The organism is Citrobacter sp. RHBSTW-00887, assembly GCF_013728095.1.
GTDB classification, from domain to species: Bacteria; Pseudomonadota; Gammaproteobacteria; order Enterobacterales; family Enterobacteriaceae; genus Citrobacter; species Citrobacter braakii.
Map to the genome: position 1 here is coordinate 3,046,234 of NZ_CP056267.1, position 25,623 is coordinate 3,071,856.

Below are 25,623 nucleotides of genomic sequence, written 5' to 3' on the forward strand. Positions count from 1 at the left end.
CCCTCAAACTGCTACACTGGATGAATAACCAGCATCTGGAGTCAACAGTGGTACAGCGTCAATCAGCCCCTCGTCTGACATTTGAGGCAGCGGCAATCTATGAATATCCCGAGCACCTGCGCCCGTTTTTGAGTGCGCTTCCCACCGCGCCAGGCGTCTATCTGTTTCACAGTGATAGCGACACCATGCCGCTTTATATTGGTAAAAGTGTCAATATTCGCAGCCGTGTGCTGGCGCATCTGCGTACCGCAGACGAAGCGAGTATGCTGCGTCAGGCCAGGCGCATTAGCTGGATTTGTACGGCAGGAGAAATTGGCGCCCTGCTGCTGGAAGCGCGGCTTATCAAAGAACAGCAGCCCCTGTTTAACAAACGGCTGCGACGCAATCGCCAGCTGTGTGCCTTGCAGCTTACCGACCGAACGGTTCAGGTGGTTTACGCACGAGATATTGATTTCTCCCACGCCCCCAATCTGTTTGGCCTGTTTGCCAACCGCCGCGCAGCGCTACAGACGCTGCAAAGCCTCGCTGATGAACAACAGCTGTGCTACGGCCTGTTGGGGCTGGAACCCCTGAGCCACGGGCGCGCCTGTTTTCGCTCCGCGCTTAAACGCTGCGCCGGAGCCTGCTGTGGGAAAGAAAGCCCTGAAGCACATTATTTGCGTCTGGTAGAAGCCCTGGAAAGAGTGCGCGTAATCTGCTGGCCGTGGAGCAATGCCATTGCGCTGCAGGAAACCCGCGCTGAAATGACGCAGTACCATATCATCAATAACTGGCTGTGGCTGGGAGCCGTTTCAACGCTGGATGAGGCAGCTACACTGGCGCGAATGCCGGCCGGCTTTGATCAAGATGGCTACAAAATTCTCTGCCGGCCAATTCTGTCTGGTCAATATGACATTATTGAACTGAGTCAGGAGAATGCCCCGGCATCCAGTTAATCTCGCTGAACAGCAGTTTCCCCTCGCGCTCCAGCAGTCGTAACGTGTGTTTACCGTCGTGCCAGCTTGCACCCTGATCGACGGTCAACAGCTTATCACCCAGTTGCCAGGCTCCGCTGATAACAAACACCACGCCGCCGCGCGAACCAAAGGTCGTAAAGGTGCGATCGGCAACTCTGACTTTTGCCTGGCAGACATCCCGTCGGGTCATGATATTAAAATCCATCGACATCTGCCCTTCCGTCAGCTTCGCTTTTACCACCTTGTCACCGGCAAAGGTAAAAGGCTGATGCTGTTTCAGGGTATGCGTGAAGGTGTTCGGCTCTTCCAGCGTCACTTCTCCGCCTTCCAGCAGGGTAATCACGCGTTCTACGCCGGGAAAAAGAGAAAACTCTCCATTCGCTGCGATGGAGGCGATACTCGCCCGCCAGTGAAAATCTCGTGTTGCTGGCGGAAAACAGCAAATCTCACGCGTTTCTCCCGCACCATTTCGCCACAGATTGACCGGCATTTTGCGGATATCAAAGTATTCCATCATCCCTCCAGAAAGGCGCAGCACGGCAGCCCACCGTAAACAGGCAGCCATAAATCATCATTGTTATGTTCACCCTGCAGATTATTGTTATCGGCAGCAGAGTTGATTTGCCTTAGCGATGAACCCGGTGTTTTGCAAAAAAGAACAACGCGCCCTCCAGGTGGAATTTTCGCGGGCTTCAGGAGAATAACGTGTCACAAGCGCGGTGCAAGAGGCAGCAAAGAAAAAACCGCCGATCCTGCCCACCTCGTTAAACGTGTTGTGGACAAGAGCGGCGGTCTTGAGTTTGGTTTCACACTGTGCGGCAATCAGCACACACAGCGTGAATGATATAGTGTAGACGCTGAACGATTACTCAGCAGCTTGCGGCATTTTACCCTTCTGCGCGGCACGTTCTGTCAGACGCTTCTCAAAATTGGCATTAAACTGCTTTTTCTGTTCCGGAGTCAGAATGTTGTAAATCTTGTTCTGAGTTTCCATGTGCGCCAGCATGTTGGCTTTGCGCTGTTCTTCCATCTTCGCAATCTGCGCTTCCGCTTTCGCTTTATCGAAGCTATCGCTGGCAATGATGTCGTGCATTGCGCGGCGCTCTTCCAGCGGCGGACGTTTCATCTGATCACGCTGACCTTTCATGATCTCGCGAATCTGCTGTTTCTGCGCATCGGTCAGGTTCAGGTCTTTAAACATCATGTCGTGATGCGGGGCAAACTTACCGTTGTGGTGCATCATTGGTTTGGCATCAGCTGGCGCAGCTGTTGTCGTGTCAGCGGCGTGGGCCAGGTTAGCAGCGCCCAGCGCCAGGGTAGAGGCAACAAACAGAGCAGTCAGTTTACGCATAATTTCTATCCTTTCTTTCAGTTATTTTTACGACACTCATGCGACTCTTATGCAATGTGATGTCGTGTTGACGAGATTAACTTTACCGGCTTAAGCGTCAATTAATCAGAGCAACGGTAAAACAATGAAAGTGTAAAAAACAAACTTTCATCAATTATGGAGAAAAAAAGAATAAATTGCGCAGAGTTGCAATAAAAAAATTACAACAGGATGATTTTGAAGGGATTATGAAGAACTATACCTCATCCCTGATTATTAAGAAAGCAATTCACCAGGAATAATCCGTAATAAATAAAAACAGCACACAAAAATAAGCCCTTAGGGATAAACCAAAAGGGCATATATATTTGTCACAATTTTTCGAGCATCAATCCGGCACGTAAACCACAGGCCACGTTTGGATTTGGAAAAAGAACGTATTCAACATCATGGGTGACGGTAAAACGTTCATCACCGTCCTGCGCCAGCAAGGTGCCCTCTGTAAAAGGGGTAAAGTTGAGCGTCTGGTTATCCATGTGAAGAATGAAATCGTCGCTACGCCGCGTGATTTGCGACACCACGCGGTAACGCAGCGGAGATGTTTCTCCCGGTGACATTCGCTCGCCCTGCAGCAGCTTCGCCAGTGCATCTGCCGTCTGCGCAAACTGAGCCAGATCGTTTTGTCCAAACGGCAGCGCTTTACCCAGTTCCAGCGTGCAGGCCAGCGCGCCAAAATGTTCAGCGCTAAAATGAGTGAACGTGCCGCCAGGTGTCTGATGGAAAACCAGCGCCTCCAGCCCTGCCTCTCCCAGCCATCCCAAAAAATCTTCGTCCCAGGCAACGTTGCGTTGTGGCAACACGCCAAAGCGCAGATGCTCCGAGCCGCGAATCGCGGTGTGCAGATCCAGATGCCAGCGTACTGGCTCTTTCGCCCGCGAATAAAAATCCTCCAGACACAGCTCAAGCTGATGAGCTCGGTGCGTTTCTTCACTCGCGGCAAAAATCTGCCAACGGCCGCCAAACATACGGTTCAGGTCGCTATGACAATAACGTTTTCCCGCCGCCAGCGCCTGCGGGTTCCCCAGAATCACCAGCAGCCGCCATGTCAGCGTTAGTTCACCGCTAAACAGCCTGGAGAGAATTGAATCAAGTATCTCTACCGGGGCCGTTTCATTGCCGTGGATCCCCGCAGACAGCACCAGCGAATATTCCGCCGGAGTGTCCGGCGTCAGCTCCAGAATTCCGTGACCAATCCACTGCCAGGAAAAGCCGCGAGCTGTGCCCTCGGTTGTCTCGGGGGTTATCCCTGCCAGCGTCTGGGCCAGAAAATTATCCATGGCTGCTCCTCTCCTGCTGGAAGGGATACACAGAGCCGAGGTTGAGCAATTGCGTCAACGTATCCAGCGCTTCACGCCCCTCACGTAACAGCTGCGGGTCGGCAAGGTCGGCGGCGGTAAGACGATCGCGATAGTAACGGTCGACCCAATTATTCAGCGTGTTAAACAGATTATCGTTCATGATAACCGCCGGATTTACGGCCTGCAGCTCCTGTGGAGTAAGCACCACTCTCAGGCGCAGACATGCCGGACCGCCGCCGTTGGACATACTTTCACGCAGATCGAATACCTGCAGGTCATCGATCGGATTGTCTTCCTCGAGCAGACGGTTCAAATACCGCCACACGCCCGCATGCTCCCGACACTCCTGCGGCAGGACCAGCATCATCGAACCGTCATCACGGCTCAATAACTGGCTGTTAAACAGATAGGTGGTCACCGCATCCTGCACCGACACTTCCGCAGCCGGGACTTCCAGCGGGGTAAAACCTGCCACCTGACTGCGTAACTGCTCGAACAACGCCTGCTGTCTGGCAAACGCCAACTGATGACAAAACAGTACCTGGCGATTCGACACCGCAATCACATCGTTATGAAACACGCCAAGATCGATAACGTCCGGGTTTTGCTGGGCAAAAATGCGCTGATGCGGGTTAACCTGATTCAGTCGGGCGACCGCCTCGCTGGCCTCACGGGATTGCCTCGCCGGATAGCGCTTCGGATGGGACGCATTCCCTTCTTCACGACCGTAAACAAACAGCTGTACGCCAGGGTCGCCGTAATCCCCGCCGAGGCGGTTATGGTTTGCCGCACCTTCATCACCGAATAGTGCAACCTGGGGTAACGCACCGTGGACCGTAAAACTATTCTCATCACGGAAAATCGCCCGTAGCAATGCTTCGGTGGTCGGCGCTTCCAGCGAACGGTGAAACTTATTATTCAGATTCGCCACCGTCAGATGCACTTTCCCGTCCAGCGCATCGGCTGAAGGGCAGACCGTTGCCGCATTCGCCACCCACATAGACGATGCGGAGCTGGCGCTGGAGAGCCAGTGAGGCGCCTGACGCGCCACGTTCTCCAGTATCTGTTCGTCGCGGCCGGTAAAGCCCAACTGACGCAGCACCGGAATATACGGCCGCTCATGAGGCGGGATCACCGCCTGGGGAAATCCCGCATCCGCCAGCGCTTTCATCTTTAGCAGACCCTGCTTCGCCGCCAGACGCGGGTTCGATACCTGAAAACGATGTTTGGTTGAGGCCTCATTACCAAATGACAGCCCCGCATAGTGGTGGGTCAGCCCCACCAGACCATCAAAATTTACCTCACGGGCTTTCATAGCTTATCCTCGCGAGAAAAATCCAGGCCGGGGCTAAGCGTCGTTGGCAGCGTTAAGGCCGGTGATTCCAGACTTGCCATCGGCCAGGCGCAATAATCTGCGGCATACCACGCGCTGGCGCGATGGTTCCCGGAAGCGCCAACGCCGCCAAACGGCGCTGTACTCGCCGCGCCGGTTAACGGCTTATTCCAGTTGACGATCCCGGCCCGCGCCTCGAGCAGCAGTTGATCAAACTGGCTGCGATCGGGGGAAACCAACCCACACGACAATCCAAAGCGGGTGTTGTTCGCCATACGAATTGCGTCATCAAAGCTGTCATAACGCCAGACGCCAAGCAGCGGTCCAAAGACCTCTTCATCGGGTACGTTCGCCGCCCCGGTCAGTTCGATGATCCCAGGGGTGAGCAGTGACGTTCCGGCTTGCACCAGACGTGGCGCTAATAGCGTTCGGCCCCCTAACGATTCCAGACGCTGCCAGGCATCATAGACATGCCGCGCGGCCTGTTCGGAAATCAGCCCGCCAATAAATGGCTGCGGTTCTGCATCCCAGTTGCCGGGCATTAAACGCTGGCTGACGTCCACCAGGCGCGTCAGGAACGCATCCCCCTGCGCGCCTTTTTTAACTAACAGGCGACGGGCGCAGGTACAACGCTGTCCGGCGGTGACAAACGCGGACTGAATAGTCAGATGCACTGCGGCATCAATATCTTCCGGGTTCTCAATAATCAGCGGGTTGTTGCCCCCCATCTCCAGAGCGAGGATTTTTTCCGGCTGGCCGGATAGCTGTCGATGCAGTTGATAACCAGTATTGGCACTGCCGGTAAACAGCAGGCCATCGAGGTCGTCCTGCGCGCTCAGCGCCTGTCCCGTATCGCGACCGCCCTGCACCAGGTTCAGCACACCCGGCGGCAATCCCGCCTGCTCCCACAGCTTTGTCACGGCTTCACCGGTCCACGGCGTCAGCTCGCTGGGTTTGAAAATCAATGTGTTGCCTGCCAGCAGTGCCGGAACAATATGACCATTGGGTAAATGGCCAGGGAAGTTATACGGGCCAAAAACCGCCAGCACGCCGTGCGGGCGATGGCGCAACGTCGCTGCGCCATCCGGTAATTCGCTGTGCTGCTCTCCGGTACGCGCATGCCAGGCTTTCACGGAGATGGCAATTTTATTGATCATCGCCGTCAGTTCTGTAGCGGCTTCCCAACGGGGTTTGCCGGTTTCCCGGGCGATAATCTGTGTGAGTTCGGCTTTATTGCTTTCCAGCAATGAGGCAAATTTTTCAACAATGGCCTGGCGTGCGCCAAAGGGCTGTTTAGCCCAACTGGCAAAGGCTGCGCGCGCGGCCCGGCACGCCTGCGCTACCTGGGCTGCATCGGCATCATTGCCCTGCCACAGCACATCACCGCTTACGGGATTGGTTTTCACCCGACGCTCGCCCAGCCCCGTCACCCAGTCGCCGTTTATCCATAATGTCATGCTGTTTTCTCCTCTGCACAAAGACGCACAAAACGTACATGGTCGCCCGCGTGACATTTCAGGGCGTCCAGTTGCGCCGCCGTCAGCACCAGACGCTGAGTATCCGGGTCAGCACGAACCAACATGACGCGGAAATTTTGATAATTTTCATTGGCAACCAGAGAAGCAGGATAGTCGCCCGGCGCAGGCTGCCCTTCAGCCACCTCCACCAGCCTGCTTTTACGGATAGCCCGTACCCGGTCAATATCGCATTCCAGGGTCGGTCCGCCGTCGAAAATATCGACGTAATTGCGGTAGCGAAATCCTTCTTTCTCCAGCACCGCCCGCGCAGGAGCCGTTTGCGGATGCACCTGACCAATCACGCTTTGCGCTTCGTCAGACAGGAAATGGGTATAAATCGGATGCTTAGGCATCAGTTCAGCAATAAAGGCTTTTTGCCCGGTTCCGCAGAGAAAATCCGCCCGGCTGAACTCCATTGAGAAAAAACGTTTGCCGAGGCTTTGCCAAAACGGAGAGTAGCCGTGTTCATCGATCACGCCGCGCATCTCGGCCACGACCTTCTCATTGAATCGGTCACGAAAGGCCGCCATAAACATAAAGCGCGACTTCGACAACAAATAGCCGTTGCCTTCTTTACGCCAGTCCGGATCGAGAAACAGAGAACAAAGTTCGCTACTGCCCGTGTGATCGTTACTCAGAAACAGCGTCGGCAGCGCGTTATACACGTTCAGCTCTTTCGAGGCGTGCACCAGAGTACCGACCCGGTAGTTGTACCAGGGATCGTTAAGCCCCACCGCCACCTCAATGGCGCAAATCCCTGCCACGCTTCCGCTGGCGCTGTCTTCAAGCACAAACACATATCCCTGCTCACTTTTGGGCAACTCACCGCGCCAGGTTTGTAGCGAACGTTCGATACGCGCCATCAGCGTAGCTTCATTCGCCGGTAGCGAGGTCAACCCACCGCCGGTCTTACTGGCAAGCTGCATCAGCGCGGTGATATCAGCGCGTTCAATGGGACGAATCACCATCATGATGAACCTCCTGCTTTAATGCGTTCGCAGGCTAGCGCAAAGCGATCCAGTCCGGTGGCGATTTCTTCTTCGCTGACGTTTAACGCTGGCGCAAACCGCACCACATTAGCGCCAGCAATCAGCACCATCACTCCGGCAACGGCCGCTTCTTGCGAGATGTGTTTTGCTTTCCCGGCAAATTCCGCGTTCAGCACACAGCCAATCAGCAGTCCGAGTCCACGAATTTCACTAAACAGTCCAAAACGTTCGTTAATGGCGTTAATACGCTCCACAAACCAGTCGTGACGCTGTTTCACTCCGTTAAGCACTTCCGGCGTGTTAACAATTTCCAGCAGTTTTCCCGCCACCGCAGTGGCCAGCGGGTTTCCGCCATAGGTCGTACCGTGCGTACCGACCGTCATCACACTGGCGCAACGCTCTGTCGCCAGCAGTGCGCCGATGGGGAAACCACCGCCCAGCGCTTTTGCTGTCGTCAGCAGGTCCGGCGTAACGCCGTAGTGCATGTAGGCATACAGTTCGCCGGTACGGCCAACCCCGGTCTGAACTTCATCAAAAATCAACAGCGCATTATGGCGATCGCATAATTCACGCAACCCCTGCAAAAAGGCGTTTGTTGCCGGCACTACGCCGCCTTCCCCCTGCACCGGCTCCACAATAACCGCACAGGTGTTGTCATCAATCAGTTGGCTGGCAGAGTCGAGATCGTTATACACCGCATGGCGGATATCCGGCGGCAGCGGCGCGAAGTCCTGTGAATAGGCGGGCTGTCCTCCGGCGCTGACGGTAAACAGCGTGCGACCATGGAAAGCATTTTTAAACGCCACAATGCCGCTCTTCTGGCTACCAAAACGATCGTGGGCATATTTACGTGCCAATTTTAATGCCGCTTCGTTAGCTTCTGCGCCAGAGTTACAGAAGAAAATGCGCTCGGCAAAAGTGGCATCAATCAGCTTTTTCGCCAGGCGCAGCACCGGCTCGTTGGTGTAGCCATTTCCCGTATGCCAGAATTTGCTCGCCTGGTCGTTTAATGCCTCGCGCAATGCCGGATGTGCATGACCCAGCGCGTTAACCGCAATGCCTCCCGCGAAATCGATATACTCTTTACCCTGCTGATCCCACAGACGTGAACCTTCGCCACGCACCGGAATAAAAGGGGCCGGAGCGTATACGGGCATCATCCATTCATCAAAATTTTCACGCGTAATTGACAGAGACATAGCGACCTCAACGGTAAATAAAAGGTTATTTATATGTTAATAAATATAGTGTTTGCGGTGTAAATGTAGATTGCAGGCTTCGTGCCAGCCAGCGAAAAAAGTGCATAAACGGAGGACGGTGACGGAATATCAACGAGTTACAACCTGACGATATTCACTGTATGTGCATATAAAGTGAATATGTTTGCGCACCAGATGACTAAACAGAGGAAAAAACGCAATTTTATTCAGTCGCCAAATATAATTCTGGAATTGTGATCGTATACGAAATTTATCGGAAATTATTGCTCTATTCCGACGCGCTACGCGCCAAAACGGTGCGGTTTTTGCTCCATCGTTAACACCATTAGCAATCATTGTTGGAATCAGGTGACAAGAAGCAGTCAGCCTGCAGAAATTCTGCTACCATCCTTGCACTATTCATCTTGCAAAGTGGCAGCGACTATGAAATTTGTCTCTTTTAATATCAACGGCCTGCGTGCCCGTCCCCATCAACTGGCAGCCATTGTCGAAAAACACCAACCGGATGTTATTGGCTTACAGGAGACAAAAGTCCACGACGATATGTTCCCTCTCGAAGAGGTAGCAAAGCTGGGTTATAACGTCTTTTATCACGGTCAGAAAGGCCACTACGGCGTAGCACTATTAACGAAAGAAACGCCGATTGCGGTGCGTCGTGGCTTCCCGGGTGATGGCGAAGAAGCGCAGCGTCGTATCATCATGGCGGAAATTCCGTCGCCTCTGGGCAGCATCACGGTGATCAACGGCTATTTCCCGCAGGGTGAAAGCCGTGACCATGAAACCAAGTTCCCGGCCAAAGCCGCGTTTTATCAGAACCTACAAAACTACCTGGAGACTGAACTGAAGCGCGACAATCCGGTATTGATCATGGGCGATATGAATATCAGCCCAACCGACCTCGATATCGGTATTGGCGAAGAGAACCGTAAACGCTGGCTGCGTACCGGCAAATGTTCCTTCCTGCCAGAAGAGCGCGAGTGGATGGAGCGTCTGCTGGGCTGGGGCCTGGTAGATACCTACCGTCACGCCTGGCCTGAAAAGAACGATCAGTTCTCGTGGTTTGATTACCGCTCAAAAGGCTTTGACGATAACCGTGGCCTGCGTATCGATCTGCTGCTGGCGAGCAAACCGCTGGCGGAGCGCTGCGAAGAAACCGGCATCGACTATGAAATCCGCAGCATGGAAAAGCCGTCCGACCATGCGCCTGTATGGGCTAAATTCCGCGTCTGATCGTCTGCGTATTTTCACTCTCCGGGCCTGGCCTGGAGGGTCTGTTTATTCTGTGCAAAATCAATAAAGCCACGGTAATACATTGTTGCGGCCGGAAATTTATTATATCTTCGCGCGCACTTTTCGCTGACGAAAACGCTACATTGCACTCGGTTTTACAGGAGAACCCCCATGAAAAAGAAGTTCGCATAACGCAGAATACCGGCTGCTAATTGTTGCGGTATTGTTCTGCGTTCTGGCGGGAGTTTTCCATCATTACGGTCTGACCGATCTGATCACCAATTTCCATCATTTACAAGATGTCATCCGCCAAAGCGGCCTGTTCGGCTATACCCTTTATATCCTGCTGTTTATAGTTGCCGCGCTGTGTCTGATCCCTGGCAGCATTCTGGTGATCGTCGGCGGTGTGCTGTTTGGCCCGGTGACAGGGACGCTTATCTCGTTAGTGGCGGCAACCACGGCTTCGGCGCTGTCGTTTATGCTGGCTCGCTGGCTTGGGCGGGAATTACTGCTGAAATACGTTGGCCACACGGCAACGTTTCAGGCTATCGAAAAAGGCATTGCCCATAGCGGAGTAGACTTTCTGATCCTGACCCGGCTCGTGCCACTGTTCCCCTATAACATTCAAAACTATGCCTATGGGCTAACGGCCATTCCGTTCTGGTCATTTACCGTGATATCTGCGCTAACCACCTTGCCCGGCATCTTTATCTATACGCTGATGTCGCACGAACTGGCCAGCGAAGGGATTAGCTGGGCATTTATCGGTAAGCTCAGCGTTGCGGGGCTGGCGCTATTCGTCCTCGTTCAGGCAGCCAAAGCCTGGGCGCGGCATAAACATGTCGATCCGGCGCCCGGTCACGAGTACGCGGGTAAATGATCAAGATGAATAAAGCGCGGCGGACACGCTATTACCGTATAAGCTTGCTTGCCCTGCTGCTGCTCGCCCTGATGGCGTGGGCGTGGATACCTGGCGTGAGTGATTTTCTTCACGGCAGTCTGGCGGCATTTACCACGCTCGATCAGCATGCTCTTGAGAACTTCATTCGTTCTTACGGAACCCAGGCGGCGGTCGTGTCGTTCTTCCTGATGATCTTACAGGCCATCGTCGCACCGCTTCCCGCCTTTGTGATCACCTTTGCCAACGCCTCGCTGTTTGGCGCATTTTGGGGCGGCGTACTGTCCTGGAGCAGCGCGATGGCAGGCGCGGCGCTGTGCTTTTTTATTGCCCGCGTTTTAGGTCGCAGCGCGGTGGAAAAACTGACCGGAAAAACGGTGCTGAACAACATGGACACTTTTTTCGAGCGCTATGGCAAGCACACAATTCTTGTCTGTCGCCTGTTACCTTTTGTGCCGTTCGACCCGGTAAGCTACGCAGCAGGCCTGACCTCGATTCGTTTTCGCCATTTCTTCATCGCCACCGGCATCGGTCAGTTACCGGCCACTATCGTCTATTCATGGGCTGGTAGCCTGTTAACCGGCGGCACATTTTGGTTTGTTACCGGCCTGTTCATCCTGTTCGCTCTGAGCGTGGTGATTGCCGTGGCCAGAAGCCTTTATCTTGAGCATCAACGGAAAAAGACCTGAGTCTTTCCCCCATTTTTAGCAAGGGAGATATTATGCGTTACTGCTTATTGTGCCTGAGTTTGCTGCTCTCTCCGCTGGCGGCTTTCGCCGAGGACGCCAGTTGGCAGCAAATCAAAAATGACGCCCGCGGTCAGACGGTGTGGTTCAACGCCTGGGGTGGCGACAACGCAGTTAACCAGTATCTCGACTGGGTTAGCGGCGAGATGAAAACGCACTATACCATTAACCTGAAAATCGTACGCCTGGCGGATGCCGCCGACGCCGTAAAACGTATCCAGACGGAAGCGGCATCCGGGCGAAAAACCGGTGGTTCGGTCGATTTACTGTGGGTGAACGGCGAAAATTTCCGCACGCTGAAAGAAGCCGGGCTGCTACAGACCCAGTGGGCGCAAACGCTGCCTAACTGGCGCTATGTTGATACCCAGAAACCGGTGAACGAAGACTTTTCCATTCCAACGGAGGGGGCTGAATCACCGTGGGGCGGCGCACAGCTCACATTTATTACCAGGCACGATCTCACCGCGCAGCCGCCGCAATCCCCGCAGGCACTGCTTGAGTTTGCCCAGGCGCACCCTGGCACGGTGACCTATCCGCGTCCGCCAGACTTTACCGGAACGGCTTTTCTTGAGCAGTTGTTCATTTCGCTCACCAACAAGCCGCAAGCGCTGAAAATAGCGCCAGATGCGTCCACATTCGCCGATGTTACCGCTCCATTGTGGCATTACCTTGATGCTTTGCATCCTGCCCTGTGGCGCGAAGGTAAAGATTTTCCGCCCACGCCCGCGCGAATGGATGCGCTGCTCAACGGTGGCACCCTGCGTTTATCAATGACCTTTAATCCTGCCCACGCGCAGCAAAAAGTGGCCAGCGGTGAATTACCCAATAGCAGCTATAGTTTTGGTTTCTCACAGGGCATGCTCGGCAACGTGCATTTTGTCACCATTCCAGCGAATGCGCGGGCCAGCGCCGGAGCGAAAGTTGTGGCAAATTTCCTGCTTTCACCCGAAGCGCAGTTGCGTAAAGCCGACCCGTCTGTCTGGGGAGATCCTTCGGTGCTTGATCCACAAAAATTGCCTGTCGACCAGCGTAATGCGCTGCTGGCGCGGATCCCACAAGGGCTCCCTGCCGTACTGCCAGAACCGCATGCTGCATGGGTAAACGCTCTGGAACAAGAATGGCTACGCCGCTACGGTACACATTAATTCTGCTACTCTGGGCTATCATGGCGGGCGTTTATCTGCCGCTGGCGCCAGCGGCTTTTTCTCTGATAACGCCGGCGCTGAGTACCAGAAACTGGCTGGCGCTATTTAGCGATCCTCAACTCCCGCAGGCGTTACTGGCAACGCTGGTTTCCGTAAGCCTCGCGGCTGGCGGCGCGCTGATCATCGCCCTGCTGGCGATCCTCGCCTTATGGCCCGGCGCAGGCTGGGCGCGTCTGTGCACGCGTCTTCCGTGGCTGCTGGCGATTCCACATGTTGCCTTCACCACCAGCGTGCTGCTGGTTTTTGCCGAAGGCGGCATGCTCTGGCAATGGCTCCCGTTCCTCAGCCCCCAGCCTGATCGCTACGGCATTGGGCTTGGCGTGACGCTGGCGGTAAAAGAGAGTGCCTTTTTGTTATGGATCCTCTCAGCTCTGCTGAGTGAAAAACAGCTTTCGCAGCAGGTTATCGTCCTGGATTCGCTGGGTTACAGCCGACTGCAATGCCTGAACTGGCTGGTTCTGCCCTCTCTCGCCCCCGCGTTAGGCAAAGCCATGCTGGCGATTGTCGCCTGGTCGCTCTCGGTAGTGGATGTAGCAATCGTCCTTGGTCCCGGAAACCCGCCAACGCTTGCCGTGTTGAGCTGGCAATGGCTCAGTCAGGGCAATGCCGAGCAACAGGCTAAAGGAGCACTCGCCAGCCTGCTGCTGGTACTGCTGCTACTCATCATCGCGCTGGCGGGGTATCTGCTCTGGCGCGCCTGGCAACGCACTATTCCCGCAGTAAACGGGGAACGCCTGCGTTTTTCATCCTGTACAATCGGCCGTTCGCTGGTACAACTTTTGCCCTTTGGCGGTGTGGTGTGCGCGCTGGTTCTGGCGCTGATCGCCAGCTATTCGTCGCTAAATAGCGAGGCGCTCAGCACTAGCCTGCAACTGGGGCTTCTCTCCAGCGTGCTGGCGCTGCTGATACTTTTTGCCTGGCTGGAATGGGGTCCACAAACCGGACACCGTTGGGTCTGGCTACCGCTCATTTTGCCTGCGCTGCCGCTGGTAACTGGACAGTATCTGTTGGCGTTATATGCCGGACAGGATGGGCTGATGATAACCATTGTCTGGGGACACCTGCTGTGGGTGATGCCATGGATGCTGTTTATGCTCAAACCGGCGTGGCAACGCATTGACCCACGATTGATTTTGATTGCGCAAACGCTGGGTTGGACCCGGGGCCGTATATTCTGGCAGATAAAATGTCCGCAGCTGGCGCGCCCGGCGCTGGTTGCCTTCGCGGTAGGGTTCTCAGTCAGTATCGCCCAGTATATGCCGACGCTGTGGTTAGGCGCCGGGCGCTATCCCACGCTGACCACCGAAGCGGTGGCATTAAGCAGCGGCGGTAGCACCGCCATTCTGGCAACCCAGGCGCTATGGCAGCTTCTGTTACCGCTTATAATTTTCGCACTGGCGGCGTTTCTCGCTGCGTGGATTGGCCGCTTTCGACAAGGACTCCGCTAATGCTCACTGTACAAGGCGTTTCGTTGTACCAGGGTACGACAGCGCTACTGAAGGACGTTAATTTTCAGGTTAATAAAAGTGACATTGTCACCATTATGGGACCTTCCGGCAGCGGTAAGTCTTCGCTATTTTCGTGGATGATCGGGGCGTTGTCTCCTCAGTTTCAGGCGTCAGGCGAACTGTGGCTCAACGAACAGCGCGTAGACACACTGCCTACCGCGCAGCGCCAGATTGGCATTCTGTTTCAGGATGCGCTGCTGTTTGACCATTTCAGCGTTGGGCAGAATTTACTGCTGGCCTTACCCGCCAGCGTGCAAGGTCTCGCCAGACGCCATGAGGTGGAAAGCGCCCTCGCACGCGCGGGCCTGGCAGGATTTTATTCACGCGATCCGGCTTCGCTCTCCGGCGGGCAACGCTCGCGTGTCGCCCTGCTTCGCGCGCTGCTGGCGCAACCCCAGGCGCTGTTACTCGATGAACCCTTTAGCAGGCTGGATGCGTCGCTGCGCGATACCTTTCGCCAGTGGGTCTTCACCGAAGTACGTAAACTGGGTATTCCGGTGGTCCAGGTTACCCACGATGCGCAGGACGTTCCGCCAGCAGGTCGCGTATTACAGATGGAAAACTGGGCGTGAATGTGGCGATATGCTGCGTTAACGCAAGGTTTTTACTTAACTGGCGGCACAGAATGTCGTCCTCTTTTTCAACGTCGGGCTATTCGATGAAACGTGTTTCTCAAATGACCGCGCTGGCACTGGCTTTAGGGCTCGCTTGCGCTTCTTCCTGGGCTGCTGAAACAGCACAGACGCTCACCCTCAACCAGTTACAGCAAAAGCAAGGCGCGGCGATCGATACCCGTCAGAGCGCTTTTTACAACGGCTGGCCGCAATCGCTTAATGGTCCTTCAGGACACGAGCCTTCCGCACTGAACCTGTCTGCCGCCTGGCTCGACAAGATGAATGATGAACAACTCAGCGCCTGGGTTAAGGCACATCACCTGAAAACCGACGCGCCGGTGGCATTGTATGGCAGCGATACTGACATGCAGGCCGTCAAATCCCGCCTGCAGAAAGTCGGTTTTAACGCTATCTCAACCCTCAGCGATGCGCTTACGGACCCTGCCCGCCTGCAACGTCTGCCGCACTTCGAACAGTTGGTTTACCCGCAGTGGCTGCACGACCTTCAGCAGGGTAAAGAGGTGACCGCCAAACCGGCCGGTGACTGGAAAGTGATTGAAGCCGCCTGGGGCGCGCCGAAGTTGTATCTGCTCAGCCATATCCCTGGCGCGGGCTATATTGATACCAACGAAGTCGAAAGCGAACCGCTGTGGAATAAAGTGTCCGACGCGCAGCTCAAAGCGATGCTGGCGAAACACGGCATCCGCCACGACACCACGGTGATTTTATACGGCCGCGATGTCTACGCCGCCGCGCGCGTGGCACAAATTATGCTGTATGCAGGTGTGAAAGATGTTCGTCTGCTCGACGGCGGCTGGCAGACCTGGTCTGACTCAGGTTTACCGGTCGAACGCGGTACGGCACCAACGGTGAAGCCTGAACCTGATTTCGGCGTGACGATCCCTGCCCAACCGCAGCTGATGCTGGATATGGAACAGGCTCGCGGTCTGCTGCATCGCCAGGATGCGTCTTTGGTGAGCATTCGTTCATGGCCGGAATTTATCGGTACGACCAGCGGCTATAGCTACATTAAGCCAAAAGGTGAGATCGCAGGGGCGCGTTGGGGCCATGCAGGCAGCGACTCCACCCACATGGAAGATTTCCATAATCCGGATGGCACCATGCGCAGCGCCGATGACATCGCCGCCATGTGGAAGCAATGGAATATCCTGCCACAGCAACAGGTCTCATTCTATTGTGGTACCGGCTGGCGTGCTTCGGAAACGTTTATGTATGCCCGCGCAATGGGCTGGAAAAACGTCTCCGTCTACGACGGCGGCTGGTATGAGTGGAGCAGCTCTCCGAAAAACCCGATCGCCAGCGGTGAACGGGGTCCGGACGCCAGCAAGTAAGATTGCCATTGTTGCCGGATGCAGCGAGAACGCTTTACCCAGCCTACATAAACCATCGTTGTAGGCCGAATAAGCGAAGCGCATCCGGCAATGCACTACGTTACGCCTGACGCTGGACCGCTTTCAGCGTCAGATATCCGCTCCAGATCCGGGTGAACGTCGTCATCCAGCACAGCGCGCCAAAGACCCACGCCATTACGGCAAAATATTCCGGGAACAGACATCCCAACACAAACAGCAAAATCGTCTCGGTTCCTTCAGTCAGTCCGCCCAGATAATAAAACGATTTATGCGCATAACCGGGGTTATCAATCTGATGCTTTGCCGCCAGCGCGGCGAAGGCCAGAAAGCTGCTGCAGGTGCCAATAAACGCGAACAACAGCCAACCGCCTGCCAGCGCATTTTGCGCCGGCGCAGCAAGAATAAAACCAAACGGCACTAAGGCGTAAAACAGAAAATCGAGCGAGATATCGAGAAATCCTCCCGCGTCCGTTAGCCCTCTGCGCCGTGCCAGCGCCCCATCCAGCCCGTCAAACAGCCGATTGAGTACAATGGCCACCAGCGCCGCCATATACCAGCCTAACGCCAGAAATGGCAACGCCAGCACGCCAATAGCAAAACCGACCAGCGTAAGTCCGTCCGGGGTAATCGCCGGTTGATCAAGGATGCCCACGCAGCGATGCAAAAGCGGTTTTAATCGCGGATGAAGATGGCGGTCAAGCATGCGGGCGTCCTTTAAAACTGTCGCACAGTCCCTGGGAGGGAATATCGAGAGCGGCATTAAAACGCGCTGAGAGATTTTGAAACGCAATCAGCGCGGTCATTTCAGTAATGGCGTCATCGGTAAAATACTGCTTCATCTGCGCTTTCAGCGCATCGTCAACCTGTGGTGGCGTTGCGGTGACCGCATCAGCATAGGCCAGCCCTACACGTTCTTCTGCGCTAAATAGCGTCGATTCTTGCCAGTTGGCAACCTGTAAGACTTTATCCAGCGCGCCGCAGCGTTCAGCCAGCCGTAAACTGTTGGCGTCAACGCAGAAAGCGCAGTGGCACACCTGAGAAACGCGGGTCATCAACAGCGCGCGCATCACTGGCGACAGGCGTGCCTTTTTACGCTCCAGAAACCCGACAAACAGCGCCACCAGCCAGAACAGGAACGGCATCCGCCCCCACCAGCGCGTGGGATGCAGCACATCGCCATAATGTTTTTTCTGCGTAGCAACGAGCGGTTGCAAACTGGAAGGGATACGCGTTAACGGTTTTACCCACGACTGAGGATCGTTCAACGGTGGCTCCTGAATACTTTAGATAAAACAAAGATAACGATAGTATGTCATTTTCTACCGTTAGATCTTGATGAATATAATGAAAACCCTCGACGTGGTCGCCGCTATCATTGAACGTGATGGCAAAATTTTACTGGCTCAACGCCCGCAGCATGCGGATCAGTCAGGTATGTGGGAGTTTGCTGGCGGTAAGGTTGAGCCGGGGGAAAGTCAGCCAGAGGCTCTGGTCCGTGAACTGCGTGAAGAGTTCGGCATCGAGGCGGTCGTTGGGCGCTACATTGCCAGCCATCAACGCGAGGTTTCAGGCCGACTCATTCACTTACATGCCTGGCATGTACCGTCATATCAGGGGGAGCTGAAAGTGTATGAACATCAGGATATCGTCTGGTGTTCACCCGAAGAGGCGCTGCGTTATCCGCTGGCGCCTGCCGATATCCCGCTATTAGAAGCGTTTATCCTTTTACGCGACGCCAGACCAGCGGATTCGTGCTGATCGTTTTATCATCACGCTGGCACTGAAGCAAAACGCCATCCGCTTTAATCACCGCCCCTTCTGAGTAGTTTTGATCCTGATAAATGCAGCACTGACTACAGGGTTGCGCCCGCTGACCGCTGGAACTGAACACTTCCGGCGGGACATTCACCTGCACGTCCGGGCGATAGAGCTGATTTGCCAGCGTCGCGCTGGACACCAGTGCCAACGCTCCTGCCATGATTATACGGCGCATATTCTTTCCTTTTTGACTGACAGTTATGCTCAGTATAACGGTATAAACCGGCAGAAACTTTAGCCCTTGCCATCATCGCTTTTGGTTATGACCCACGCCGCAATATTAATTTACTTAGCGCGGTTAATTTTTTCTTGCGTCCCGTCACACTGCTGATGTTATAGTCAAAAACTGCAAAACACTTAACACAAAAATCAAAAATATAACCATATCAATACATAAGAGGTACTTATATCTATGGATCAGACACGTTCTCTGGAGTCATTCCTTAACCATGTGCAAAAGCGCGACCCGAATCAGACCGAGTTCGCGCAAGCCGTTCGTGAGGTAATGACGACACTGTGGCCCTTCCTCGAGCAAAACCCGCGTTATCGTCAGATGTCGTTGCTGGAACGTCTGGTTGAACCGGAGCGCGTGATCCAGTTCCGCGTCGTCTGGCTGGACGATCGCAATCAGGTGCAGGTCAACCGCGCGTGGCGCGTGCAGTTTAGCTCCGCTATTGGCCCATACAAAGGCGGGATGCGTTTCCACCCTTCCGTGAACCTGTCGATCCTGAAATTCCTTGGCTTCGAGCAAACATTTAAAAACGCCCTCACCACGCTGCCAATGGGCGGGGGTAAAGGCGGGAGCGATTTCGATCCGAAAGGTAAAAGCGAAGGCGAAATCATGCGTTTCTGCCAGGCGCTGATGACCGAACTGTTCCGCCATTTAGGGCCCGATACCGATGTTCCGGCGGGCGATATCGGCGTAGGCGGTCGTGAAGTCGGCTTTATGGCCGGGATGATGAAAAAACTGTCCAACAACAGCGCCTGCGTCTTTACCGGTAAAGGTCTCTCTTTCGGCGGCAGCCTGATTCGCCCGGAAGCTACCGGCTACGGTCTGGTGTACTTCACCGAAGCGATGCTCAAACGCCATGGACTGGGCTTTGAAGGCATGCGCGTGGCAGTCTCTGGTTCCGGTAACGTGGCGCAATTCGCCATTGAGAAAGCCATGGAGTTTGGCGCGCGAGTAGTCACCGCCTCCGATTCCAGCGGTACCGTGGTCGACGAAAGCGGATTTACTAAAGAAAAACTGGCGCGTCTGTGCGCGATCAAAGACAGCCGCGACGGCCGCGTGGCGGATTACGCCCGCGAATTTGGCCTGACCTATCTGGAAGGCCAACAGCCGTGGTCGGTTCCGGTTGATATCGCCCTGCCGTGCGCCACCCAGAACGAACTTGATGTCGATGCGGCACGCGTGCTGATCGCCAACGGCGTGAAGGCTGTCGCCGAAGGGGCAAACATGCCTACCACCATCGAGGCCACCGATCTGTTCCTGGAAGCCGGTGTATTGTTCGCGCCGGGTAAAGCGGCCAACGCGGGAGGCGTAGCGACATCCGGTCTGGAAATGGCGCAGAACGCCGCACGTCTGGGCTGGAAAGCGGAGAAAGTGGATGCGCGCCTGCACCACATCATGCTGGATATTCACCATGCCTGCGTCGAGTACGGCGGCGAAAGCAAGCAAACCAACTACGTACGCGGCGCCAACATCGCGGGATTCGTGAAAGTTGCCGACGCGATGTTGGGCCAGGGTGTGATTTAATTCAGATCTGTTGTTCCCGTAGGCTTGATGCGGCACACATGCCTTATCCAGCCTAAGAGCGCATTACAGGCCCGCCTCTTCAGATGGCGGGCTTTTTTTCGCCGTGCGTTTACGCGGCGCGCTCTTTTTCTTGTCACCACCACTACTACCCGGTGCGGCAATACCACGGAAGCGTCGAACCGGCGTGCTGCGCGCCTGATCGATTAGCTGATACAGCGTCCCCACCAGCGGCTGCATGAAATCCTGATATCGACACTGCTTTTCGCTGATTTGGGTCAGGATCGATTCCCAGTGCGCGGTCATATCCGGACGCGTCGCCATTTCAGGCAGCGAATGAAACAGCGCTTTTCCGGCATCGGTAGAATGGATATAGCGCCCCTTCTTCACCAGGAAACCACGCTTAAACAGCAGCTCTATAATCCCGGCGCGCGTCGCTTCCGTTCCCAGTCCGTCCGTTGCGCGCAGGATCTTTTTCAGATCTTTATCCTGCACAAAGCGCGCGATTCCGGTCATCGCTGACAGCAGCGTGGCATCGGTAAAGTGCCGCGGAGGCTGGGTCTGTCGTTCAACCACTTCGCCTTTTTCGCACAGCAGCTCGTCGTCTTTTGCCACCACCGGCAGCGGCGTCCCGTCGTTATCTTCGTCGCGCTCTTTGTTGCCAAGCAGCGTACGCCATCCGGCCTCCGCCAGAAAACGGGCTTTGGCGACAAACTTACCTTTCGCGATATCCAGCTCAATAACGCACTTCCTGAATACCGCATCCGCGCAAAACTGCATCAGATATTGACGGGCAATCAGGTTGTATATCTTCGCTTCATTATCGTTCAGGTTGATGGACGAACTGCGCGCGGTTGGAATGATGGCGTGGTGGGCATCCACTTTTTTATCATCCCAACAGCGGTTTCGCGTATCGGGATTGACCGCCGGTTGCGGAAGCAGGTCCGGCGCATGGACGCTAATCGCGTTCAGCACCGCGTGACGTCCGGCAAAGTGTTCTTCCGGCAGATAACGGCTATCCGAACGCGGATAGGTGATCAGTTTATGGGTTTCATACAGCTTCTGGCAGATATCCAGAACGTTTTGCGCACTTAAGCCAAAGCGTTTCGCCGCTTCAATCTGCAACGCCGACAGCGAAAACGGCAACGGCGCGGATTCTGATTCCCGTTTATCGTTATAGCTGGTGACGATCGCCGGCTGACCGTTAATGCGGTTTACCACGTGTTCAGCCAGCGAGCGATTCAGCAAGCGCCCTTCTTCATCCTGATGCGGCTCACACGCTTCGCTCGGCTGCCAGATAGCGGTAAACCGATCATCGGCGGGCGTCACGATATGCGCCTTTACCTCGAAGAAGTCTTTGGCAACGAAGTTTTCAATCTCTTCATCGCGACGTACAACCAGTCCGAGCACCGGCGTTTGCACGCGCCCGACCGAAAGTACGCCCTGATAGCCCGCGTTACGCCCCAGAATGGTGTAAGCGCGCGTCATGTTGATACCGTACAGCCAGTCCGCCCGCGCTCGCGCCAGTGCCGACACGCAAAGGGGGATGAACTCACTGTTGGCGCGCAGACGCTCAATCGCCCGCTCGACGGCCTGCGGGTTGAGGTCGTTAATCAGGCAGCGTTGCACCTGCTGGCGCTTTTCAGGGGCCAGTTGCAGGTAATCCAGCACTTCATCCACCAGCAGCTGTCCTTCACGATCGGGGTCACCTGCGTGAATGACTTCACTGGCCTCATGCAAAAATCGCTTAATAACGTTGAGCTGTTTGGTCACCGAGGGACGCGGCTGCAGTTGCCACTTTTCCGGGACAATCGGCAGATCAACCAGACTCCAGCGAGCATAACGACTGTCGTAGGCATCTGGCTGCGCCTGCTCAAGCAGGTGACCAATACACCAGGTCACCACTTGCCCGTTTCCGCACTCGATAAAACCGTCACCTTTACGATGCGGCTTCGGCAGCACATCGGCGATAGCGCGCGCCAGACTCGGTTTTTCGGCAATAAACAACCGCATCGAGTTAACGGATCTCAACCATGGCGCGACCGCCACGAGCTTCCACTAACTCACCAATCGCAGTGAGGTCGATGCCAAACTGCGCCGCTGCCGCTTTAACTTCGGCTTCAGCTTCCGGCGTTACCGCTAACAGCAGACCACCGGAAGTTTGCGGATCGCATAGCAAATCGCGAACCGACTGCGGCATTTCACCCATCAGGTGTCCGTAGCTGGCAAAGTTACGCTGGGTACCGCCCGGCACCGCGCCCTGCGCGATGTATTCTTCAACACCTGGCAGCTTAGGAATAGCCTGGTAGACGATCTGCGCCTGAACGCCGGCCCCCTGACACATCTCGCTCAGATGCCCCAGCAGCCCAAAACCGGTAACGTCGGTCATGGCTTTCACGCCGTCGATATCGGCAAATGCCGCCCCGGCAATGTTCATCCGGCACATCACTTCCGTCGCCAGCCCTTTGTGCTCGTCCTTCAGCAGCGATTTTTTCTCTGCGGTGGTCAGGACACCAATACCCAGAGGCTTGGTCAGAAACAGCTTGCATCCCGCCTCGGCGGTGCTGTTTTTCTTCACGCGTTCAGTTGGAACTACGCCGGTTACCGCAAGACCAAAGATAGGTTCAGGGGCATCGATAGAGTGCCCCCCCGCCAGCGCGATACCCGCCTGACGGCAGGCAAAGCGTCCGCCTTCGGTTACTTCTCGGGCGATTTCCGGCGCCAGCTTATCAAGCGGCCAGCCCAGGATAGCAATTGCCATAATCGGTTTGCCGCCCATGGCGAAAATATCGCTGATGGCGTTGGTGGCGGCGATGCGGCCAAAATCAAACGGATTATCGACAATCGGCATAAAGAAATCGGTGGTGCTGATTACGCTGGTGCCGTTCCCCAGATCGTATACAGCCGCGTCGTCGCGGGTTTCATTACCCACCAGTAAGTTTGGATCAACAAACTTCGCCTGCTCGCTGTGCAGGATGGTTTCCAGCACTTTTGGGGAAATTTTACAACCGCAACCGGCTCCGTGGCTGTATTGCGTTAAACGAATAGCTTGCTCGCTCATGGACATCTCCTGTCATTGCAATCCGGATATGGTAGCGCTCATTCCATGATGTGGTAAGAGTGACTGTCTGAATTCGGGTGCCTTTGCTCATAATCCAGACAGTTTTGCCGTTGATATCAGAAATAACGGACGAATGCGCACGGATCGGCAAGGGTAATCGTCGTGGATGCTTTCAACTGTGGTGTGCCCAGATAGAGAAAACCGACGATTTTATCCTGTGGGCGACAGTCAAACGCTTCGCGGACGACCTCACTTTCGGTTAATGCGCCACTGCGCCAGATACCGCCAAAGCCCTGGGCAATGGCAGCCATCTGCATGGCCATCACCGCACAACCGGCAGACATTTCCTGTTCCCATAGCGGAACCTTGTCGTTCGCTTCACATTTCGCTACCACGGTAATAATCAGCGGTGCGCGAAACGGCGCGCTGCGCGCTTTTTCCTGGGCCTTCTCATCGCTGCCAGATGCAATAGCGCCTTTTTCAAGCACGGCGGCAAAGCGTTCACGCCCTTCGCCCTCGATGACAAAGAATTGCCACGGTTGCAGCGTTTTGTGGTCCGGCGCGCGCATTCCCGCGCGCAGAATATTTTGCAGTTGCTCTCCTGCCGGGGCCGGTTCGACGAGACGAGAGGCGCTACGACGGGTCATAAGTAATTCGAGTGCATCCATTTGCTTAACTCCAACAATGAAATTTGTTCACAAAATTAACACGTGAGCGGATTTTGTTACAGCACAGGCGGTGATTCCTGCTGACAAGTGCCTGTCGGGTCATTACGATAGCCTCATCTTATCGCCTTTCTCCGGGATTTCGGGGTGGCGTGTTGTTAATTGGTAGGGAGAATACATGCGAACCCTGTGGCGATTTATTGCCGGATTTTTTAAATGGACATGGCGATTACTCAATTTCGTCCGTGAATTTGTGCTTAACCTGTTCTTCATCTTTTTGGTGCTGGTTGGCGTGGGCATCTGGATGCAGGTCAGCAGCAGCAACACCAGCGAACACGCTGAGCGAGGCGCGCTGCTGCTGGATATCTCCGGGGTGATTGTCGATAAGCCTTCGAGCACCAGTCGTTTAAGCGTTATTGGCCGTCAGCTGTTTGGCGCCAGTTCCGATCGTCTGCAGGAAAACTCCCTGTTCGATATCGTGAATACGATTCGCCAGGCAAAAGATGATCGCAACATCACCGGCATCGTGATGGATCTGAAAAATTTTGCCGGGGCAGACCAGCCTTCCATGCAGTATATCGGCAAAGCACTGCGGGAATTCCGCGACAGCGGTAAACCGGTCTTTGCCGTGGGCGATAACTTCAGCCAGGGGCAGTATTACCTCGCCAGTTTTGCTAACAAAATTTACCTCTCTCCGCAGGGTTCCGTTGATCTGCACGGCTTTGCCACCAACGGTCTGTACTACAAGTCCCTGCTCGATAAGCTGAAAGTTTCCACGCACGTATTCCGCGTCGGGACCTATAAGTCTGCCGTAGAGCCGTTTATCCGCGATGATATGTCTCCTGCCGCGCGTGAAGCCGACAGTCGCTGGATCGGCGAACTGTGGCAGAACTATCTCGACACGGTCGCCGCCAACCGCCAGATCCCAGCTCAGCAGGTGTTCCCTGGCGCACAGGCGATGCTGGACGGTTTGACGAAGGTCGATGGAGATACGGCGAAATATGCGCTCGACAACAAACTGGTGGATGCACTCGCCTCCAGCGCCGAAGTCGAAAAAATGCTGACCAAACAGTTTGGCTGGAGCAAAGCGGATAAAAACTATCGCGCCGTCAGCTATTACGATTATTCGCTGAAAACACCGGCGGATACCGGAGACAGCATTGGCGTTATCTTTGCGAACGGCGCGATTATGGACGGTGAAGAAACCCCAGGAAATGTGGGAGGCGACACCACTGCCGCACAAATCCGCGAAGCGCGTCTCGATCCGAAAGTGAAAGCTATTGTACTGCGCGTGAACAGTCCTGGCGGCAGCGTCAGCGCCTCGGAAGTCATTCGTGCTGAGCTGGCTGCGGCAAAAGCGGCGGGTAAACCGGTTGTCGTGTCTATGGGCGGCATGGCGGCCTCCGGTGGCTACTGGATCTCCACCCCAGCCAGTTACATTGTGGCAAACCCCAGCACTTTAACCGGTTCAATCGGGATCTTTGGTGTGATCAACACCGTAGAAAACAGCCTGGATTCCATTGGTGTACATACCGATGGCGTGGCCACTTCCCCGCTGGCGGATATCTCCATCACCAAAGCGTTACCGCCTGAAGTGCAGCAAATGATGCAATTGAGCATTGAAAATGGCTATAAGCGCTTTATCACGCTGGTCGCGGATGCACGTAAGACAACCCCTGAGCAGATTGACAAAATCGCGCAGGGTCACGTCTGGACCGGTCAGGATGCGAAAGCCAACGGACTGGTAGACAGCCTCGGTGATTTTGACGACGCCATCGCGAAAGCGGCTGAGCTTGCCAAGCTGAAACAGTGGCACATTGCGTATTATCAGGATGAACCGACATTCGTCGATATGGTAATGGACAGCATGTCAGGCTCCGTTCGCGCCATGCTGCCCGGAGCTATTCAGGCCATGCTCCCGGCGCCGCTTGCTTCTGCGGCCAGTGCAGTTAAAGCGGAAAGCGATAAGCTGGCCGCGTTTAACGATCCGCAAAACCGATATGCGTTTTGCCTGACCTGCGCCAACGTTCGCTAACAATTGCCCCCTCT

General features: G+C 55.1%; 24 protein-coding genes. 11 read left to right on the forward strand and 13 right to left on the reverse strand.

Annotated elements, in window-relative coordinates; all coding sequences use genetic code 11:
• Positions 1–20: 20 nt before the first annotated feature.
• A complete protein-coding gene (cho, locus tag HV314_RS14540) occupies positions 21–935 on the forward strand; it encodes an excinuclease Cho (protein WP_094168881.1) in 915 nt (304 codons plus the stop codon).
• Here the strand turns inward: cho and ves are convergent.
• The 7 genes from ves to astC all read right to left on the reverse strand — a co-directional run bounded on the left by ves (position 895) and on the right by astC (position 8,682).
• Entirely contained in the window at positions 895–1,470 is a 576-nt protein-coding gene (ves, locus tag HV314_RS14545) for an environmental stress-induced protein Ves (protein WP_016152850.1), read from the reverse strand. The genes cho and ves overlap by 41 nt on opposite strands.
• A gap of 351 nt (positions 1,471–1,821) precedes the next feature.
• Positions 1,822–2,307: an ATP-independent periplasmic protein-refolding chaperone Spy gene (spy, locus tag HV314_RS14550; RefSeq protein ID WP_003030629.1), complete on the reverse strand. Its 486-nt coding sequence runs from the start codon at positions 2,305–2,307 to the stop codon at positions 1,822–1,824.
• Positions 2,308–2,657: 350 nt separating this feature from the next.
• A complete protein-coding gene (gene astE / locus HV314_RS14555) occupies positions 2,658–3,623 on the reverse strand; it encodes a succinylglutamate desuccinylase (protein ID WP_181545937.1) in 966 nt (321 codons plus the stop codon).
• On the reverse strand, positions 3,616–4,959 hold the full coding sequence (gene astB, locus HV314_RS14560) for an N-succinylarginine dihydrolase (RefSeq protein WP_094761827.1): 1,344 nt from the start codon (positions 4,957–4,959) through the stop codon (positions 3,616–3,618). Before astB ends, astE begins: the two co-directional genes overlap by 8 nt.
• Positions 4,956–6,434, reverse strand: a complete 1,479-nt coding sequence (astD, locus tag HV314_RS14565; RefSeq protein WP_075847317.1) for a succinylglutamate-semialdehyde dehydrogenase — start codon at positions 6,432–6,434, stop codon at positions 4,956–4,958. The genes astB and astD overlap by 4 nt, the downstream gene beginning before the upstream one ends.
• Positions 6,431–7,465: an arginine N-succinyltransferase gene (gene astA / locus HV314_RS14570; protein WP_181545939.1), complete on the reverse strand. Its 1,035-nt coding sequence runs from the start codon at positions 7,463–7,465 to the stop codon at positions 6,431–6,433. Before astA ends, astD begins: the two co-directional genes overlap by 4 nt.
• Positions 7,462–8,682 (reverse strand): succinylornithine/acetylornithine transaminase, encoded by a 1,221-nt coding sequence (astC, locus tag HV314_RS14575; RefSeq protein ID WP_181545941.1) that lies wholly within the window; start codon positions 8,680–8,682, stop codon positions 7,462–7,464. Before astC ends, astA begins: the two co-directional genes overlap by 4 nt.
• 444 nt (positions 8,683–9,126) lie before the next feature.
• Between astC and xthA the strand changes: the two genes are divergently transcribed.
• From xthA to HV314_RS14610, 7 genes are all read left to right on the forward strand, one after another.
• On the forward strand, positions 9,127–9,933 hold the full coding sequence (gene xthA / locus HV314_RS14580; RefSeq protein ID WP_016156323.1) for an exodeoxyribonuclease III: 807 nt from the start codon (positions 9,127–9,129) through the stop codon (positions 9,931–9,933).
• 223 nt (positions 9,934–10,156) lie between these two features.
• On the forward strand, positions 10,157–10,813 hold the full coding sequence (locus HV314_RS14585; protein WP_016152843.1) for a TVP38/TMEM64 family protein: 657 nt from the start codon (positions 10,157–10,159) through the stop codon (positions 10,811–10,813).
• The gene (locus HV314_RS14590) at positions 10,810–11,520 is read left to right on the forward strand and encodes a TVP38/TMEM64 family protein (protein WP_181545943.1); all 711 of its coding nucleotides are present in this window, start codon (positions 10,810–10,812) and stop codon (positions 11,518–11,520) included. Before HV314_RS14585 ends, HV314_RS14590 begins: the two co-directional genes overlap by 4 nt.
• Positions 11,521–11,552: 32 nt before the next feature.
• The gene (locus HV314_RS14595) at positions 11,553–12,722 is read left to right on the forward strand and encodes an ABC transporter substrate-binding protein (RefSeq protein WP_181545945.1); all 1,170 of its coding nucleotides are present in this window, start codon (positions 11,553–11,555) and stop codon (positions 12,720–12,722) included.
• Positions 12,695–14,230, forward strand: coding sequence for a thiamine ABC transporter permease (locus tag HV314_RS14600; protein WP_181545947.1), 1,536 nt, complete (start codon positions 12,695–12,697; stop codon positions 14,228–14,230). The genes HV314_RS14595 and HV314_RS14600 overlap by 28 nt, the downstream gene beginning before the upstream one ends.
• Positions 14,230–14,862 carry an ATP-binding cassette domain-containing protein gene (locus HV314_RS14605; RefSeq protein ID WP_016152839.1) on the forward strand — a complete coding sequence of 211 codons (633 nt, stop codon included), beginning with the start codon at positions 14,230–14,232 and terminating at the stop codon, positions 14,860–14,862. Before HV314_RS14600 ends, HV314_RS14605 begins: the two co-directional genes overlap by 1 nt.
• An 86-nt stretch (positions 14,863–14,948) precedes the next feature.
• A complete protein-coding gene (locus HV314_RS14610; RefSeq protein ID WP_049040435.1) occupies positions 14,949–16,256 on the forward strand; it encodes a sulfurtransferase in 1,308 nt (435 codons plus the stop codon).
• 100 nt (positions 16,257–16,356) lie between these two features.
• Here HV314_RS14610 and HV314_RS14615 read toward each other — a convergent pair whose 3' ends face one another.
• Complete coding sequence (locus HV314_RS14615) at positions 16,357–16,980, reverse strand: CDP-alcohol phosphatidyltransferase family protein (RefSeq protein WP_181545949.1); 624 nt, start codon at positions 16,978–16,980, stop codon at positions 16,357–16,359.
• The gene (locus HV314_RS14620) at positions 16,973–17,542 is read right to left on the reverse strand and encodes a carboxymuconolactone decarboxylase family protein (protein ID WP_016156315.1); all 570 of its coding nucleotides are present in this window, start codon (positions 17,540–17,542) and stop codon (positions 16,973–16,975) included. Before HV314_RS14620 ends, HV314_RS14615 begins: the two co-directional genes overlap by 8 nt.
• Before the next feature lie 79 nt (positions 17,543–17,621).
• Here HV314_RS14620 and HV314_RS14625 point away from each other — a divergent pair, with 79 nt between their 5' ends.
• A complete protein-coding gene (locus tag HV314_RS14625) occupies positions 17,622–18,035 on the forward strand; it encodes a pyrimidine (deoxy)nucleoside triphosphate diphosphatase (protein WP_181545951.1) in 414 nt (137 codons plus the stop codon).
• Here HV314_RS14625 and HV314_RS14630 read toward each other — a convergent pair.
• On the reverse strand, positions 17,995–18,270 hold the full coding sequence (locus tag HV314_RS14630) for a YnjH family protein (RefSeq protein WP_016152834.1): 276 nt from the start codon (positions 18,268–18,270) through the stop codon (positions 17,995–17,997). The two genes, HV314_RS14625 and HV314_RS14630, sit on opposite strands and share 41 nt — an antisense overlap.
• Before the next feature lie 237 nt (positions 18,271–18,507).
• Between HV314_RS14630 and gdhA the strand changes: the two genes are divergently transcribed.
• Positions 18,508–19,851, forward strand: a complete 1,344-nt coding sequence (gdhA, locus tag HV314_RS14635; RefSeq protein ID WP_016152833.1) for an NADP-specific glutamate dehydrogenase — start codon at positions 18,508–18,510, stop codon at positions 19,849–19,851.
• A 63-nt stretch (positions 19,852–19,914) separates the two neighbouring features.
• Here the strand turns inward: gdhA and HV314_RS14640 are convergent, their stop codons facing one another.
• From HV314_RS14640 to HV314_RS14650, 3 genes are all read right to left on the reverse strand, one after another.
• On the reverse strand, positions 19,915–21,861 hold the full coding sequence (locus tag HV314_RS14640) for a DNA topoisomerase III (RefSeq protein WP_181548107.1): 1,947 nt from the start codon (positions 21,859–21,861) through the stop codon (positions 19,915–19,917).
• A gap of 4 nt (positions 21,862–21,865) precedes the next feature.
• On the reverse strand, positions 21,866–22,909 hold the full coding sequence (gene selD, locus HV314_RS14645) for a selenide, water dikinase SelD (RefSeq protein WP_016152831.1): 1,044 nt from the start codon (positions 22,907–22,909) through the stop codon (positions 21,866–21,868).
• A 116-nt stretch (positions 22,910–23,025) separates the two neighbouring features.
• A complete protein-coding gene (locus HV314_RS14650; protein WP_181545953.1) occupies positions 23,026–23,577 on the reverse strand; it encodes an NAD(P)H nitroreductase in 552 nt (183 codons plus the stop codon).
• Between the two features lie 175 nt (positions 23,578–23,752).
• Here HV314_RS14650 and sppA point away from each other — a divergent pair, with 175 nt between their 5' ends.
• Entirely contained in the window at positions 23,753–25,609 is a 1,857-nt protein-coding gene (sppA, locus tag HV314_RS14655; RefSeq protein WP_181545955.1) for a signal peptide peptidase SppA, read from the forward strand.
• Positions 25,610–25,623: the final 14 nt, after the last annotated feature.

Bases quoted from the DNA above. Each gene is read 5' to 3' on its own strand.
- cho (WP_094168881.1), top strand. From the start codon at position 21: ATGAATAACCAGCATCTGGAGTCAACAGTGGTACAGCGTCAATCAGCC.
- ves (WP_016152850.1), bottom strand. From the start codon at position 1,470: ATGGAATACTTTGATATCCGCAAAATGCCGGTCAATCTGTGGCGAAAT.
- spy (WP_003030629.1), bottom strand. From the start codon at position 2,307: ATGCGTAAACTGACTGCTCTGTTTGTTGCCTCTACCCTGGCGCTGGGC.
- astE (WP_181545937.1), bottom strand. From the start codon at position 3,623: ATGGATAATTTTCTGGCCCAGACGCTGGCAGGGATAACCCCCGAGACA.
- astB (WP_094761827.1), bottom strand. From the start codon at position 4,959: ATGAAAGCCCGTGAGGTAAATTTTGATGGTCTGGTGGGGCTGACCCAC.
- astD (WP_075847317.1), bottom strand. From the start codon at position 6,434: ATGACATTATGGATAAACGGCGACTGGGTGACGGGGCTGGGCGAGCGT.
- astA (WP_181545939.1), bottom strand. From the start codon at position 7,465: ATGATGGTGATTCGTCCCATTGAACGCGCTGATATCACCGCGCTGATG.
- astC (WP_181545941.1), bottom strand. From the start codon at position 8,682: ATGTCTCTGTCAATTACGCGTGAAAATTTTGATGAATGGATGATGCCC.
- xthA (WP_016156323.1), top strand. From the start codon at position 9,127: ATGAAATTTGTCTCTTTTAATATCAACGGCCTGCGTGCCCGTCCCCAT.
- HV314_RS14590 (WP_181545943.1), top strand. From the start codon at position 10,810: ATGATCAAGATGAATAAAGCGCGGCGGACACGCTATTACCGTATAAGC.
- HV314_RS14595 (WP_181545945.1), top strand. From the start codon at position 11,553: ATGCGTTACTGCTTATTGTGCCTGAGTTTGCTGCTCTCTCCGCTGGCG.
- HV314_RS14600 (WP_181545947.1), top strand. From the start codon at position 12,695: ATGGCTACGCCGCTACGGTACACATTAATTCTGCTACTCTGGGCTATC.
- HV314_RS14605 (WP_016152839.1), top strand. From the start codon at position 14,230: ATGCTCACTGTACAAGGCGTTTCGTTGTACCAGGGTACGACAGCGCTA.
- HV314_RS14610 (WP_049040435.1), top strand. From the start codon at position 14,949: ATGAAACGTGTTTCTCAAATGACCGCGCTGGCACTGGCTTTAGGGCTC.
- HV314_RS14615 (WP_181545949.1), bottom strand. From the start codon at position 16,980: ATGCTTGACCGCCATCTTCATCCGCGATTAAAACCGCTTTTGCATCGC.
- HV314_RS14625 (WP_181545951.1), top strand. From the start codon at position 17,622: ATGAAAACCCTCGACGTGGTCGCCGCTATCATTGAACGTGATGGCAAA.
- HV314_RS14630 (WP_016152834.1), bottom strand. From the start codon at position 18,270: ATGCGCCGTATAATCATGGCAGGAGCGTTGGCACTGGTGTCCAGCGCG.
- gdhA (WP_016152833.1), top strand. From the start codon at position 18,508: ATGGATCAGACACGTTCTCTGGAGTCATTCCTTAACCATGTGCAAAAG.
- HV314_RS14640 (WP_181548107.1), bottom strand. From the start codon at position 21,861: ATGCGGTTGTTTATTGCCGAAAAACCGAGTCTGGCGCGCGCTATCGCC.
- selD (WP_016152831.1), bottom strand. From the start codon at position 22,909: ATGAGCGAGCAAGCTATTCGTTTAACGCAATACAGCCACGGAGCCGGT.
- HV314_RS14650 (WP_181545953.1), bottom strand. From the start codon at position 23,577: ATGGATGCACTCGAATTACTTATGACCCGTCGTAGCGCCTCTCGTCTC.
- sppA (WP_181545955.1), top strand. From the start codon at position 23,753: ATGCGAACCCTGTGGCGATTTATTGCCGGATTTTTTAAATGGACATGG.